Consider the following 13,413-nt stretch of genomic DNA (forward strand, 5'->3'; position numbering starts at 1 on the left):
AGGCGCTTGATCGAACGCATTCGGGATTCCCCCTAGTCCGCTTTGACGAAGTAGGCGCCGCCTCCAGCCCCTAGCATCCGGTCACAAGCCTGAAGACAGGCGGACGGAGACGGCGATGAAGCGTGGTCGGTGTTTAGCGGCTGTGGTGTTGCTCGGCCTTGGCGTGGCAGCCGGGGTGGCGTTGAGCCTGAAGATGGGCGCAACGGGAATTCCCGATGGTGACGATACGGTAGAGATCCGCTTCGCCCCCGAGGCTGTGGTCGACTATTGCGATGACGTATGTGTGCGCGGGCGCGGCGCGGCTGCGCTGATCGTGTTCAGCCAGTGGCCGTCACCTTGATGATGTGTGCGCAGCGTGTGATACATGATTCGCCGGTGGCGCGCGCTTGCGTCTGCCGGCGTTAAACCTTCGGCGGACGTCTCTTCACTACTTCATCCTCCTGGCTGCTGCCTGCAGTTTCTTCGGCAATCTCCCGGCCAGCAACGACCCCGCACGCAGCATTTCGCGCTTCTCGATACGGACGCCGCCAGGCGATCCAAGAGAAGCAGTGTCCGCTTTTCCGAAAGGCTCTGCGGAGGTCTATTCCGGTATGAGGCCGTGCATGTGGACACCAGCCGTCTGACTAATGGTTCGCGATCTGGTTCTGCGTAAGATCGGCGACGGACAAGAACAAAACTTGCAGAGCCAGACCAGACCCGCATGCATATTCGCGCTACGAAGTGTGTGGCCCGTGGGGGTTGTCACGCAAGACGGTCTCGTTTGAGGAGGCACCATGCCTTGGATTACGACATTCAACGCCGCGAGTGATGATGCGAAGGGCAACACCTCCGTATCCCCCGGTTTTACGGGGTTCAGTGCCGAACCCTTTCGGAAGGTCATCCTGTTTCGAATAGTGATCAACGGGCGAGGCATGTATTACGGATTCTTCTGTCATGCCTGCGATGCGATCGCGGATGCGCTGGACCATGGCGCCAACAGCGTGGCGGTGGCGAGGGCCTAGACTGCGGGCACACACGTGATAGAGTCGGTCATCCTTCTCTATCGAGTCGCCCTATGTCGCCGCCCGTTGATTGTGGATCCGTCGATTCGGCAAGCCATCGGCAGCACAATGAAGGCGCCGCCGATGCGGACAGCGTGACCACGCGGATTCCGGCGATTGTTCCGGCGCAAACCGCACTGGTGGTCATGCACTATCAGACCGACATCCTGCAGTTGTTCCCGTCGGTCGCACCTGCGTTGCTGACCAATACACGCAAGCTGTGTGATGCTGCGCGGGCCGGGGGCGTGGGCGTCTATTTCGCCAAGATCCACTTCAGCCCGGGTTATCCGGAAATCAGTCCCTTGAACCGGAACGGGCAGGGTATCCGGCAACTGGGTCTGTTTGTCGACGACCAGATCTCGCCGGAACTCGGCCGGCAGGCGTCCGAACCGCTGATCATCGCGCATCGGGCCAGCGTGTTCTTTGGTACCGACCTGCAGGTCCGGCTTTCCGCGCAGGGGATCGACACGCTGCTGATGGCGGGCATTGCGTCGACTGGCGTGGTGCTGTCTTCGGTGGCGTACGCGAGTGACGCGGATTTTCGGCTGTTCACGGTAAAGGACTGTTGCTACGACCCCGATCCGGTCGTCCACGAACATCTTTTTTCAACAGCGTTTGATTCGCGCACAACCGTGCTCTCGCTCGCAGATGCCTTGTCACTGCTTGCCTGACGGCGGCGGGGAATTCGCCTACGCAGCGTAGGGCGCGTTGCCAGACGGTTTCAGTCCGGTGGAACGCTCAGTCGTGCACGAAACTGGCCGATTGATAGACCGTTTCGCACCACGCCGGACTGGCGCCCAGCAACCGCGACAGCTTCGCCGCGGCGACGAGCTGCACGCGCGTGATTTCCGAGCGGTCCGCCGCTTCCAGGCGTGACGCCGGCCCGGACAGCGTGAGCGCGGCCACGAATTTGTCACCGGCACCGAACAAGGGCGTAGCGAACGCCGCCGTGTATACGTCCCGGACGCCGGACGTGAACCAGGGCAACGGATCATCGCGCTTCGCGGACGCTTCTTCCTTGCCCCAGTACTTCAGGACGGAGCCGATTGCCGTATCGTCGAGCGGCAATATCGTGCCCGGCAAGCGCGTTTCCCGCAGGCCTTCGCTGGGCTCGGCGCGATACAGGCACATGCGCTGCTCGTCGCCATGGAGCACGTAGTAGGACGCGCTTTCGCGCGTGGCCAGCGCAAGTTCCTGCAGGACGGGCTCGATGACCGAGCCGAGCTGGAACGACGACTCGTATAGCTTTCCCAGATAGAGCAGGCGCGGCCCCAGCGCGTACCGGCCGTCGGCCGTGCGCACCACGTAGCTCATTCGCTCCAGCGAATTCAACAGGCGGAAGACCGTGGTCTTGTGCATGCCCGAGGCTGCGGCGAGTTGCGCAAGCGACTGGATTTCGGCCCCGAGCCGAAAGCAGTCCAGCAAGCCGAGCGCCTTCTCGACTGCAGCGACACCGTGATTACTCATCGATCCATTCCTGGCTATGGTGTGAGCATTGTACATAGTACAACGGTGTTTTGACACGTACAGGGGTAAACGAGAAGTGGAACATCCGGGCGGACATACTATAGTTCCCACACGTTTATGAAACGATGTTGTACAGGGTACAACGATCGAATTGAGATATGTTGGTGAGCACCTCCGTCGTCACAGAGTTCTATACCTGGAGTAGTACATGAGCACTCAAGCCAAAGCATCCCCCGCCATTCGTCGCGATTTCGAGCGTGTCTCTCCCGAGCTGGTTGAGCGCGCCTCCAGGTTCCAGGCCGCCATCCTGGCCGACGTCGTTGGCCGTCGCGGCACGCTGAACGGGCGCGTGCAAGGCTTGTCGCCTTCGATGAAGGTCGCCGGCCCCGCGCTGACTGTGGAGGTCCGCCCTGGCGACAACCTCATGTTCCACGTCGCACTGGCCATCGCCAAGCCGGGCGACGTCATCGTGATCGATGCCAAGGGCGACCAGACCGCCGCCATGTGTGGCGAGATCATGGCAACCCAGGCTCAGGCTTCGGGCATTGCCGGCTTCGTCGTCGACGCCGCCGTGCGGGATTCGCGCGAGCTGGCCAACGGCAGTTTCCCGATCTTCGCTGCCGGCACCAATCCGTGCGGACCGACCAAGGCGCTCGGCGGCCTCGTCAATTGGCCGGCATCCGTGGCTGGCGTCGCCGTCAATCCTGGCGACCTGGTCGTGGGTGACGCCGATGGCGTGGTCGTGATCCCCCGCGAAGATGTGCCGGCGATCCTTGAACTGGCCCAGAAGAAGCTCGATTCGGAAACCCAGCGCATCGCCGCCATCAAGGCCGGCGACCTCCGCCCTGGCTGGCTGGAAGGCGAACTGCGCAAGGCCGGCGTGCTGGCCGAAGGGGAAGTGCTGTGAGCGAAGCCAGGAAACCCGTTCTGCTCGTCACGGGGAATGACCTGGCGCCGCAGGCGCTGGCGTTGCTCAACGACTTTGAAGTCTGCTTCGCGGGCAAGCAGTGCAGCGAAGAGACGGTGGTAGCCCTGGCGAAGGAAAAGGATCCCGTTGCCATCATCGTGCGGTACGGCAAGATCGGCGCCGCCGTCATGGACGCCGCGCCGTCTCTCAAGGTGATCTCCAAGCACGGCAGCGGCATCGACGTGATTGACCAGAATGCCGCGGCGGCTCGCGGCATTGCCGTGAAGGCTGCCGTCGGCGCCAACGCCGCCGCGGTGGCTGAGCACGCGTGGGCCCTGATTCTCGCGTGCGCAAAGGCAGTGCCCCATCTCAACGAGCGGATGCGCGCAAGTCATTGGGACAAGGCCGTCCACAAGTCCATCGAGCTGGAGGGGCGTACGCTCGGCATCGTCGGGCTCGGAGAGATCGGCCGTCGCGCAGCGGCCGTGGGCATCGCGATGGGCATGCGGGTCATCGCATTCGATCCGTTCGCCAAGACCGCGCCGCAAGGCGTCACGCTGGCCGAACTGCCGCGGATCTTCTCGGAGTCGGACGTCGTATCGCTCCACTGCCCGCTGACCGACGAAAACCGCGGGATGCTGAACCGGGAAACGCTGGCCACGTTCAAGGACGGTGCGATCCTTGTCAACACCGCGCGCGGCGGCCTGATCGACGAACCCGCGCTGGTCGAAGCCCTGAACAGCGGCAAGCTGTACGCCGCGGGGCTGGACAGCTTCGCCGTGGAACCGATGCCCGTGCCGCATCCGTTCCAAAGCGTGCCGAACCTGATCCTTTCGCCGCATATCGGCGGGGTGAGCGATGCCGCATACGTGAACATGGGCGTGGGCGCGGCGAAAAATGTACTTGCCGTGCTGGAAGCCGGCGTCGTGCCGGCCTGAATACCCCCGCCCGGTAGCAGGCCACAAACAACGATGCCGCAGGACCCCTCAGGGGCCTCGCGGCAAGGAGACAAAGATGTTCCACCGCACTTTCGGGTTCGTCGCCGCGGCGATGCTGCTGAGCCTCAATGCCTTGTCCGCCGCAGCGGCCTATCCGGACAAACCTGTGCGCATCGTCGTGCCGAATCCTCCGGGTGGGGCGGTAGACGTGATCACGCGAAAGATCGCGCAGAAGCTCAGTACGCAAACGGGGCAGAGCTTCGTCGTCGAAAACAAGCCGGGTGCGTCCGGCACCATTGGCACGTCGCAGGTGGTGAACGCGCAGCCCGACGGCTACACGCTGCTGGCAAACGACAGCTCGTACACGACATTGCCGTATGTCTTCAAGAAGCTGAACTGGGATCACCAGTCGGCGCTCATTCCCATCGCGCCATTCTCGTTTGCGCCGGTGGTGGTCGGCGTCAAGGCTGGCTCGCGATTCAAGGACCTGCCATCGCTGGTGGCCTATGCAAAAGCCCATCCCGACGAGGTGACGTTTGGCAGCGGTGGTCCGGGCAGCGCGCCGCATTTTGCCGCGGAAGCCTTCCAGCAGGCGGCGGGAATCAAGCTGATGCATGTTCCGTACAAGGGTGCGGGCGAGGCCATGGTGGGTCTGCTCGGCGGCAACGTCGATTTGCTCTTTGTGTCGACGCCGTCCGCGCTGGCACAGGTCAAGGGTAACCAGATGCGGCTGCTGGCCATCAGCGGGAAGAGCCGCGTTGACGCTTTCCCCAATGTGCCGACGTTCGCGGAAGGCGGTGTTCCTAGCTTCAGCCTGTTCAATTGGGCCGGCCTGGCTGCGCCGAAGGGCACGCCGAAAGACGTCATTGCGCGTCTGCAAGCAGAAATCCAGAAGGCGCTCCAGACGCCTGACGTGAAGGAATTCATTGCCCGGCTGGGCGCCCAACCGGGCAGTCTTGACAGCCCCGCGTTTGCGCAGCTGATCCAACGCGAGACTGCGCAGTGGGCACCCGTGGCGCAGAAAGCCAATATCGAGAAGCAGTAAGACAGGAGCGGATGATGTTTCTTCTCCAGCAACCAACCGTTCGCGATGCCAGCGTCTTCACGAAGCTGCCGGAATCACTCCGTCGGCAAGGTAGCGATAACGCATGGGTCCGCGCCAACCGCCCGGATCTGCGGACGGATTCGTTTCTGGAAGGGCCGGTATGGGCCGATGACCACCTGTGGGTGACGGACATACCTTTCGGCCGGATCTTTCGCGTATCGCTGCAAGGCGAGTGGGAAGTCGTGGCCGAGTATGACGGTGAGCCAAATGGCATGAAGCGCATGGCCAGCGGGGATTTCCTGATCACCGATTATCGCCTCGGCCTGATGCACCTTGACGCCAGCACGGGCAAGGTCACGCCGTTCCTGGAGCGCAGAAATTCGGAGCGCTTCCGCGGCGTCAACGACCTGACCTTCGATTCCAACGGCAATTTGTACTTTACCGACCAGGGCCAGACCGGCATGCATGACCCGACCGGGCGCGTATATAGGCTGAGCCCTGAGGGCAAGCTGGACCTGCTGCTCTCCAACGCTCCGAGCCCGAACGGCCTCGTGCTGTCGCCCGATGAGCGCGTGTTGTTCGTCGCCATGACGCGCGGCAACTGTGTATGGCGCGTACCGCTGCAGGCCGATGGCTCAGTGAGCAAGGTGGGACAGTTCTTTACATCGTATGGGCCCAGCGGTCCCGATGGTCTGGCCATGCGTTCGGACGGCTGCCTGCTGGTCGCCAATCCGGGACTGGCTTACGTCTGGGTCCTGAATCATCGGGCGGAACCGGTAGAGGTCATCCGCGGGCAAGCCGGCACGTCGCTGACGAACCTGTGCTTTGGCGGTGCCGAAAGGAAAACCCTGTTCATCACGGAGTCGACGACGGGCACGATTCTTTGTGCAGAGATGTCTGAGCCCGGCGCTCCGGTCCACGAAGGGCGCCGGGCATGACTTCCGCAAGCGGTTCCGTCATCGAATTCGTCGGCGCTTGCGACTGCCACATGCACGTGTATGGCAGCCGTTACCCGATTACACCGGGGGCCACGTTGCGCCCGGCAGACGCTTCGGTGGCCGATTACCGCCGCGTTCAGCAAGACCTTGGGACGCAGCGTGTGATCGTCGTGACGCCGTCGACCTACGGGGTCGACAACGCGAGCACGGTGGACGCGATTGCCGAGTTTGGTGAGAACGCTCGCGGCGTTGCCGTGGTGGACGGCACGGTGACCGATGCCGGGCTCGAGAGCCTGCACCAGGCCGGCATCCGCGGTATCAGGCTGAACCTGACGCTGCCTGCACCGGTGACACTGGATGAACTGCCGCAACTTGCCGAGCGGATTGCGCCAATGGGCTGGCATGCGCAGCTCAATGTGCCACCCGCCTGGCTTCCGGAGATCGCGGGCATGCTCGAACGCCTGCCGGTCCCGATCGTCTTCGATCACTACGGACACTTGCCGCCGGGCACGCCGGAGACAGAGGCGGCAATCCGCGTGATTGCCAGCCTGTTGGATTCCGGCAAGGCATGGGTCAAGCTGTCCGGACCGTACATCGAGTCGCTGGAGGGCGCGCCACACTACGCGGACATGCGGCCGCTGGCGCAGCGTTACCTGGCGCTCGCGCCGGAACGCACGCTGTGGGGCTCCGATTGGCCACACCCCACGCAACGGGCGAAGGGCAACGCCGTCGACGACGCAGGCCTGCTCGACACCTTCCTGGGCTGGTGCCAGTCGGGCAGCCTCGCGGAACAAGTGCTCGTGCGCAATCCTCAGAACCTGTATGGGTTCCAGGCATTGAAATAAGCAAGTCCCCTCACCGATTGACGGGGGCCTCAAAAAACATCAGACAGACACCGGAGACTACATGCTCAAGAGGATCCTTTCGAAAGGGCGTGCGCACAGGCTCGGCGCCGTCATGGCGCTGGCATCGTCGTTCGTGACAATCGGCGCACATGCCCAGTCGGACTGGCCGAATAAGGTTATCAACTATGTCGTGCCGTATCCCGCTGGCGGGACGACGGATATTCTTGCGCGCCTGATTGCCCAGAAGGTCGGCCAAGCCCTGCACACGACCATTGTGGTCGAGAACCGGCCCGGCGCAACGGGTGCAATCGGTTCCGCCTATGTCGCACGCTCGGCTCCTGACGGTTATACGCTGCTCGGCGCATCGACCGCGTCGCATGCGATCAACCCGGCGCTGAATCCGAAGCTGCCCTACGACGCGGTCAAATCCTTCACGCCGGTTGCCTTGTATGGAACGATCCCTAGCGTGCTGATCGTCGGGCCGAACAGTGCCTATCAGAGCGTCAAGGATCTGCTGGCAGCGGCAAAGAAGAAGCCCGGCGCCATTTCGTACGCGTCGGGTGGCAACGGCACCATCCTGCAGATGTCGGCAGAGCTGTTGCAGCAACAGCAGGGTGTGCGGATGACGCACGTGCCGTACAAGGGCGATGTGCCGGCGATCCAGGACGTCATGGCAGGCCATGTCGACTTCATGTTTGCCCCGACCGCACCAATCCTGCCGCACGTTCAGGCAGGCAAGCTGCGCGCGCTTGCCGTGGCGACGGCGGCACGTGTTCCGACGCTGCCCAACGTTCCGACCATGGCGGAAGCGGGCGTTCCGAACTTCGAGGCGGAGCAATGGCAAGGCGTCTATGTGCCGGCCGGCACTCCGGCCGCCATCGTGCAGCGCCTGAATGCCGAGATCAACCGCGCGCTGCAGGATCCCGAGGTCAGGCAGCAACTCGCCAAACTGGGCATCAGGATTGCTGGCGGACCGCCGGAGCGCCTGACCGAGATCCAGAAGGCGGATACCGCGAAGTGGGCGCGCGTCGGCAAGGCCGCCGGCATCCTGCTGGACTGAGCCATGACTGCGGCATCAGCCTGACACCTGGGGCCAGTTTCGCAGCGGAGCCATCCGCGGATCGCCCCACACGCCCGCACGGGTTTGCATAACCACTGGAAGCAAGATGTTGTACTCCGCAGTCACCGATCACAAAGAGCAGGACCTGGAAGCCAGCACGACGATCAGCAAGATTTCATGGCGTATCGCAACGCGTCGTCGAACCTGATTGACGGCGGCATGGTTTCGCTGATAGGTCTCATTAAGGCATCGACTGGCAGCTACGGCCTGGCGTTGCTGCCGATTGTGGCGCTGACGCTGGTCGGCAGCGCATCGCTGCTGTGGATCAGCCGAAACGCGCCGCAGCACAAGCCCTGAGCTGTCAAGCCCGATCCATTGCATCGCTGAGACCGCGGCATGCGGTTCAGCGAGGCGCATGAAATTCGCCCACAGAAGATTGCAGTGTTCGCCGCACCGCGTGGCGCGTTACGGCTGCGCACCCGGACTGAATGCCACGCAACGACGACGCAGATTCCTCTTTCACAAAGACACAGGAGACAGACATGCAGTTCATTCGACGCGGCCTATGGGCCGTGGCCGCAAGCCTTTTCGCGCTCACTGCTTTTGCCCAGACTTATCCCGCCAAGCCGATCCGCGTGTACGTGCCGTTTCCGGCCGGCGGCGGCACCGACGTCATTGCGCGGGAGGTGTCGAACCGGGTGTCGGTCACCCAGGGCTGGAACATCGTCATCGAAAACAAGCCCGGCTCGGGCGGAAACCTAGGCGTGGATGCAGCGGCCAAGGCGCCGGCGGACGGCTACACGCTGGCACTCGGCCAGACCAGCAATCTTTCCGTCAATCCGACGCTGTACGCCAGGATGCCGTACGACTCGGTGAAGGACCTGACGCCGATTTCGCTGGTGGCGAGCGCACCGCTGGTGATCGTGGTGGGCGCCGATTCACCCTACAAGACGCTGCAGGACATCATGGCGGCGAGCAAGGCAAAGCCGGGCTCGCTGAATTTTGCGTCGCCCGGCAACGGGACGGTGGCCCACCTGACCATCGAACTGCTGCAGAAGACCGCCAATGTCAAATTCACGCATGTTCCGTACAAGGGCGCTTCGCAGGCGACCACGGACCTGATCGGCGGCCAGGTGCAGCTGTATGCGGCGTCGATCCCGACGCTGCTCGGGCAGATCAGGAGCGGACGACTGCGCGCCATCGCCGTGACCTCGGCGCAGCGCACCACCGATCTGCCACAGGTTCCGACGGTGGCCGAGTCCGGCTACAAGGGCTTCGAGTCGGTCACGTGGTTTGGCTTCGTCGGACCCGCAGGCATCCCGCAGCCGATCGTCACCAGGCTCAACGCTGAAATCAACAAGGTGCTGCAGTCGCCCGAACTGAAGAAGAAGCTGAGCGAGCAGGGCGCTACCGTGCTCGGCGGCACGCCCGAACAGTTTGCTTCGCTGATCAGAAGCGAAATTGGCCGATGGTCTCCGATCGTCAAGGCATCCGGCGCGAAGCTGGACTGATCGGGAACTTGACCTGCGGCGTTGAAGATGGACGGTGGGTGGGGCGCGCGGACTGCACCGCGCTCCACCTGCACTTTCTACATGATGTCGACCTTCTGACATCCAACATCGCGCTCCGCGAGTGCCGTAGGCTGACCATGGGCACGCCCGGGCGGCGGCGGCGACGCCGGATTCGCCACCCGTGACGTCGACATGCGCGAATGGCACCAATCCTGCTAGTTGCCGGAAATGGACCACGGATGGACGACGGGCAACCGGTTTCGCTTACTGGAGAACGGGGAGGAATACTTCCCCAGGCTGATTGCGGCCCTGAACGCCGCGCATACCAGTGTGCTGCTGGAAACGTTCATCCTGGCCGAGGATGACGTCGGTTGCCGGCTCGCCGAAGCGCTGGCCGCCGCAGCGCGACGGGGCGTGCAGGTAGCGCTGACCGTCGATGGTTTCGGATCGGCCGATCTGTCTGCCGACTATATGGTGAGGTTGACGCAGGCAGGCGTTGCGGTGCGCATGTTCTCGCCGGGCCGCCGGCTATTGGGCAAACGTGCCAATCTCTTCCGACGGTTGCACCGCAAGCTGGTGGCCATCGACGCATCCGTCGCGTTCGTCGGCGGGATCAACCTGTGCGTCGATCATCTTGTCCAAGCAAGCCCCATCGCCAAACAGGACTACGCGGTGGAGGTACAAGGGCCCGCTGCAGAAGCCATCCACAGGTTCATGCTGGAAGCGATTGGCGCCGGGGCCAAATGGCCACAGGCCATGCGCTGGCGGCGTCCGGCGGCGCGCGGCAACGCGGCTTTTGACGCTGACTTGCCAGGTGCCGCCTTGCTTGTGACACGGGACAACCGGGCACATCGGAGCGACATCGAGCGGCACTACCTGATGGCGATCCGCGCGGCGCGGCGCGAGATCGTCATTGCCAATGCGTACTTCCTGCCCGGCTATCGCCTGCTGCAGGCGATCTGCGCCGCGGCGCAGCGCGGCGTCGATGTGAGGCTGATCTTGCAAGGCAGGCCGGACATGGTGTGGGTCAAGCGCACCGTCGACATGTTGTACGCCCACTTGCGTGAATCGGGTGTGCGGATTTTCGAGTACTGCGAGCGTCCCAACCATAGCAAGGTGGCCGTGGTGGACGATGACTGGGCCACGGTGGGATCGAGCAATCTCGATCCCCTGAGCCTGTCGCTGAACCTCGAAGCCAATCTCGTGATTCGCGATGGCGCGTTCGTCGCCACGCTAAAGGACACCCTGCGCGACCTGATGGTCCGCAGTTGCACGGAGATATCCGCCGTCGAGCGCGGACAGGGCGCGTGGTGGCATGGCATCGCCACGCCGCTGATCTTCCACTTCCTGCGCAAGTTTCCCGCCTGGGCCGGATGGCTGCCGGCCCATACGCCCCGGCTGGTGTCGCCGGAGATTCCGGCGGCCGGCGTTGCGCCGCCGGCAGACATGGCCGTGCACAACGTTCAACGGGATGGCTCATGACAAGCACTACCGCTCTGCGCCGTGCGTTTCGACGCGGCATCCGCTGGTCGACCATCAAACGCGTGAGCGGCATCTTATTCGCGGCGCTGGTCGTTTACCTGATCTATCACAGCCTGCGGGGCGTCGACTGGCCGCAGGTATGGCAGGGCCTGCAGCGCTACAACGCGGCCACGCTGCTGCCGGTCATGGCGCTGGCCTGTGTCAGCTTCTCGCTGCACGCCTCGTTCGACATCCTCGGGCGCCACTACACGGGGCATCACCTGTCCACGCCGCGCGTCATGCTGATCGCGTTCATCGCGTACATCTTCAACCTCAACGTTGGCGCGATGGTGGGCGGCCTGGGCATGCGACTGCGGCTCTATTCGCGTGCCAATGTCAGCGGGTCACAAGTGGCCGGCATCTACACCATTGCCATCATCACGAACTGGACCGGCTACATGCTCCTGGCTGGCGGCGTGCTCGCGGCGGTGCCGCCCGTGTTGCCGAAGGAGTGGGGTGTCACACCGTGGATGCTCCGCGCCCTTGGTGTCCTGATGCTGGCTTGTGGGCTGCTCTACTGGCTGGCCTGTGCCAAGGCAAAGACGCGCAGCATCCGGTTCAAAAAGCGCGTGTTCCGGCTGCCGGGCATCCGCTTTGCATTGCTGCAGACCGCGTTGTCCGTCACGAACTGGATCGTGCTCGCCAGCATCATCAACCTGCTGCTGCCAAAGGAGGTGACGCTGTGGCAATGCCTTGCCGCCTTGCTGGTCGGCGCGGTCGCGGGCGCGCTCGCCCATATTCCGGCTGGCATTGGCGTGCTGGAAACCGTGTTCGTGGTGCTGTTGCGGCCAGTCGCCCCGGAACATGTCGTGGTCGCTGCCTTGATCGCTTACCGGGCGCTCTATTACCTGCTGCCGATGGTGGTCGCGTCGTCGATGTACGCGTGGATGGAGTTGCGCGGTGCACCCGCGCCGGCTCGCTAGCAAAGGGAGTTGGTGCCCAGTGGATCATCGTTGGTGGCAACGGCTGATGCGTCCCGGCCCCGGGGCGCGGTACAGGTCCTCAATACGCCGTAAAGCGCCAGGACTGGTGGATTGCCACCCCATTTCGCGCACCTGCGAAGGTCGCCTTGTATGTGCCGGGAGCGATGGGTTGTGTGGGGAGCAGGAAAACTACGCCTCGATACAGGCTCGCGTCCGCGATAGCCGAAGCAACCGAACCCGCCTTGGATTCTGCCGGCACCAGGATACGAGCCGGCACGGCATAGCCGCCTGGCCCCGTGAGGGTGAAGTCTGAAACCGTCAGTACGTCGGACGGCCTTTCCACGTTGACCCGGAACATGATGGGTGGACCGGCGGTGGCCAGATCGGGCGCCGGATTCGGGATCTCTTCCGCCGGAACGAACACGCCGTGGACGCTGGCATTGTTGGCCGGGTAATGGGCGCCAGTGCCGGGGGACAATTGCTGGCCGCCCCATTGGGCCAGGCCATAGCCGCCAGTGCCGTCCGCGGTCACTATGCCGAAGTTCGCCACGCAGTAATTGTCACGCATCGCGAGACCGATAGTCTCCTGGTTGCTGGTAATCCCCTGCAGGTGGTAAACCGAGTTCGCCATCGACGCCAGGCAGCGGCCGATGTCGCCGTTGTAGGCGTTCTGTCCGACCCATTGCTTGTGCGAGCCGCCCACGGCAAGTACCTGACGGTACGGGTCGGGGCTGGTGAAGCCGGGATTTCCCGGGATCTCCGTGTGGCTCATCGCCGCATTGAGCTTCATGTACTCCAGGTGGTTCTCGGCCGCCGCGTCCAGTGCAGGGTCTTGCCGCAATGCACCTACGCCGATTGCGAGGCGCAGGGCATTGAGCGCGTTGAAGAATTCGAGCCGGGGATCGGTTCGGAAGTAAGTCGATTTGTGCGTGCCGGTGGTCGGCGCGGAAGGAGAAAACTCGTTACTGACGGTGGGTCTGTGTGGCAGGTTTGCGGCGATCGTCGAAGGGGCGGCAACGACGTTGTCAATGCGGGCGCAGACCGCGACAAGGACAAATGTCGCGGCGACTGCGAAATGGCTCTTTCTCACGTTCTTCGGGTTGTTATAGGTCTGTACACGCGGGGTTCAGGGCGGCGCCGGATCCTGGGGAGCCGCTCCCCCGAGCCATAACGCGAGATGACGGAGATTCGTGCACACGATTTGCGCCCGGCCGGTAC

General features: G+C 63.4%; 15 protein-coding genes. 13 read left to right on the forward strand and 2 right to left on the reverse strand.

The window, feature by feature from the left end:
- The first annotated feature begins 115 nt into the window (after positions 1 to 115).
- From ACIGJG_RS26120 to ACIGJG_RS26130, 3 genes are all read left to right on the forward strand, one after another.
- Positions 116 to 340, forward strand: coding sequence for a hypothetical protein (locus tag ACIGJG_RS26120; protein WP_483673299.1), 225 nt, complete (start codon positions 116 to 118; stop codon positions 338 to 340).
- Between the two features lie 433 nt (positions 341 to 773).
- Positions 774 to 1,001 (forward strand): hypothetical protein, encoded by a 228-nt coding sequence (locus tag ACIGJG_RS26125; protein ID WP_220630194.1) that lies wholly within the window; start codon positions 774 to 776, stop codon positions 999 to 1,001.
- Between the two features lie 53 nt (positions 1,002 to 1,054).
- Positions 1,055 to 1,711, forward strand: coding sequence for a cysteine hydrolase family protein (locus ACIGJG_RS26130; protein WP_011300734.1), 657 nt, complete (start codon positions 1,055 to 1,057; stop codon positions 1,709 to 1,711).
- 67 nt (positions 1,712 to 1,778) lie between these two features.
- Here the strand turns inward: ACIGJG_RS26130 and ACIGJG_RS26135 are convergent, their stop codons facing one another.
- A complete protein-coding gene (locus ACIGJG_RS26135) occupies positions 1,779 to 2,507 on the reverse strand; it encodes an IclR family transcriptional regulator (RefSeq protein ID WP_011300733.1) in 729 nt (242 codons plus the stop codon).
- Positions 2,508 to 2,715: 208 nt separating this feature from the next.
- Between ACIGJG_RS26135 and ACIGJG_RS26140 the strand changes: the two genes are divergently transcribed.
- The 10 genes from ACIGJG_RS26140 (at position 2,716) to ACIGJG_RS26185 (ending at position 12,195) form a co-directional block, all read left to right on the forward strand.
- Complete coding sequence (locus tag ACIGJG_RS26140; RefSeq protein WP_011300732.1) at positions 2,716 to 3,414, forward strand: RraA family protein; 699 nt, start codon at positions 2,716 to 2,718, stop codon at positions 3,412 to 3,414.
- A complete protein-coding gene (locus tag ACIGJG_RS26145) occupies positions 3,411 to 4,352 on the forward strand; it encodes an NAD(P)-dependent oxidoreductase (RefSeq protein WP_140948928.1) in 942 nt (313 codons plus the stop codon). Before ACIGJG_RS26140 ends, ACIGJG_RS26145 begins: the two co-directional genes overlap by 4 nt.
- Positions 4,353 to 4,428: 76 nt before the next feature.
- A complete protein-coding gene (locus ACIGJG_RS26150; RefSeq protein ID WP_011300730.1) occupies positions 4,429 to 5,397 on the forward strand; it encodes a Bug family tripartite tricarboxylate transporter substrate binding protein in 969 nt (322 codons plus the stop codon).
- 14 nt (positions 5,398 to 5,411) lie between these two features.
- Positions 5,412 to 6,335: an SMP-30/gluconolactonase/LRE family protein gene (locus ACIGJG_RS26155; protein ID WP_011300729.1), complete on the forward strand. Its 924-nt coding sequence runs from the start codon at positions 5,412 to 5,414 to the stop codon at positions 6,333 to 6,335.
- On the forward strand, positions 6,332 to 7,180 hold the full coding sequence (locus ACIGJG_RS26160) for an amidohydrolase family protein (protein WP_140948927.1): 849 nt from the start codon (positions 6,332 to 6,334) through the stop codon (positions 7,178 to 7,180). The genes ACIGJG_RS26155 and ACIGJG_RS26160 overlap by 4 nt, the downstream gene beginning before the upstream one ends.
- A gap of 61 nt (positions 7,181 to 7,241) precedes the next feature.
- Positions 7,242 to 8,240, forward strand: coding sequence for a Bug family tripartite tricarboxylate transporter substrate binding protein (locus ACIGJG_RS26165; RefSeq protein ID WP_011300727.1), 999 nt, complete (start codon positions 7,242 to 7,244; stop codon positions 8,238 to 8,240).
- 177 nt (positions 8,241 to 8,417) lie between these two features.
- Positions 8,418 to 8,597: a hypothetical protein gene (locus tag ACIGJG_RS26170; RefSeq protein ID WP_140948926.1), complete on the forward strand. Its 180-nt coding sequence runs from the start codon at positions 8,418 to 8,420 to the stop codon at positions 8,595 to 8,597.
- Positions 8,598 to 8,782: 185 nt separating this feature from the next.
- Positions 8,783 to 9,751, forward strand: a complete 969-nt coding sequence (locus ACIGJG_RS26175) for a Bug family tripartite tricarboxylate transporter substrate binding protein (RefSeq protein ID WP_011300726.1) — start codon at positions 8,783 to 8,785, stop codon at positions 9,749 to 9,751.
- Between the two features lie 228 nt (positions 9,752 to 9,979).
- Entirely contained in the window at positions 9,980 to 11,233 is a 1,254-nt protein-coding gene (gene clsB, locus ACIGJG_RS26180) for a cardiolipin synthase ClsB (RefSeq protein WP_011300725.1), read from the forward strand.
- A complete protein-coding gene (locus ACIGJG_RS26185; RefSeq protein ID WP_011300724.1) occupies positions 11,230 to 12,195 on the forward strand; it encodes a lysylphosphatidylglycerol synthase domain-containing protein in 966 nt (321 codons plus the stop codon). The genes clsB and ACIGJG_RS26185 overlap by 4 nt, the downstream gene beginning before the upstream one ends.
- Positions 12,196 to 12,274: 79 nt before the next feature.
- Here ACIGJG_RS26185 and ACIGJG_RS26190 read toward each other — a convergent pair whose 3' ends face one another.
- Complete coding sequence (locus ACIGJG_RS26190) at positions 12,275 to 13,285, reverse strand: CAP domain-containing protein (RefSeq protein ID WP_140948923.1); 1,011 nt, start codon at positions 13,283 to 13,285, stop codon at positions 12,275 to 12,277.
- Positions 13,286 to 13,413: the final 128 nt, after the last annotated feature.

It is taken from the genome of Cupriavidus sp. C1SS-2L, from assembly GCF_057073735.1.

Bases quoted from the DNA above. Each gene is read 5' to 3' on its own strand.
- ACIGJG_RS26120 (WP_483673299.1), top strand. From the start codon at position 116: ATGAAGCGTGGTCGGTGTTTAGCGGCTGTGGTGTTGCTCGGCCTTGGC.
- ACIGJG_RS26125 (WP_220630194.1), top strand. From the start codon at position 774: ATGCCTTGGATTACGACATTCAACGCCGCGAGTGATGATGCGAAGGGC.
- ACIGJG_RS26130 (WP_011300734.1), top strand. From the start codon at position 1,055: ATGTCGCCGCCCGTTGATTGTGGATCCGTCGATTCGGCAAGCCATCGG.
- ACIGJG_RS26135 (WP_011300733.1), bottom strand. From the start codon at position 2,507: ATGAGTAATCACGGTGTCGCTGCAGTCGAGAAGGCGCTCGGCTTGCTG.
- ACIGJG_RS26140 (WP_011300732.1), top strand. From the start codon at position 2,716: ATGAGCACTCAAGCCAAAGCATCCCCCGCCATTCGTCGCGATTTCGAG.
- ACIGJG_RS26150 (WP_011300730.1), top strand. From the start codon at position 4,429: ATGTTCCACCGCACTTTCGGGTTCGTCGCCGCGGCGATGCTGCTGAGC.
- ACIGJG_RS26155 (WP_011300729.1), top strand. From the start codon at position 5,412: ATGTTTCTTCTCCAGCAACCAACCGTTCGCGATGCCAGCGTCTTCACG.
- ACIGJG_RS26160 (WP_140948927.1), top strand. From the start codon at position 6,332: ATGACTTCCGCAAGCGGTTCCGTCATCGAATTCGTCGGCGCTTGCGAC.
- ACIGJG_RS26165 (WP_011300727.1), top strand. From the start codon at position 7,242: ATGCTCAAGAGGATCCTTTCGAAAGGGCGTGCGCACAGGCTCGGCGCC.
- ACIGJG_RS26170 (WP_140948926.1), top strand. From the start codon at position 8,418: ATGGCGTATCGCAACGCGTCGTCGAACCTGATTGACGGCGGCATGGTT.
- ACIGJG_RS26175 (WP_011300726.1), top strand. From the start codon at position 8,783: ATGCAGTTCATTCGACGCGGCCTATGGGCCGTGGCCGCAAGCCTTTTC.
- clsB (WP_011300725.1), top strand. From the start codon at position 9,980: ATGGACCACGGATGGACGACGGGCAACCGGTTTCGCTTACTGGAGAAC.
- ACIGJG_RS26185 (WP_011300724.1), top strand. From the start codon at position 11,230: ATGACAAGCACTACCGCTCTGCGCCGTGCGTTTCGACGCGGCATCCGC.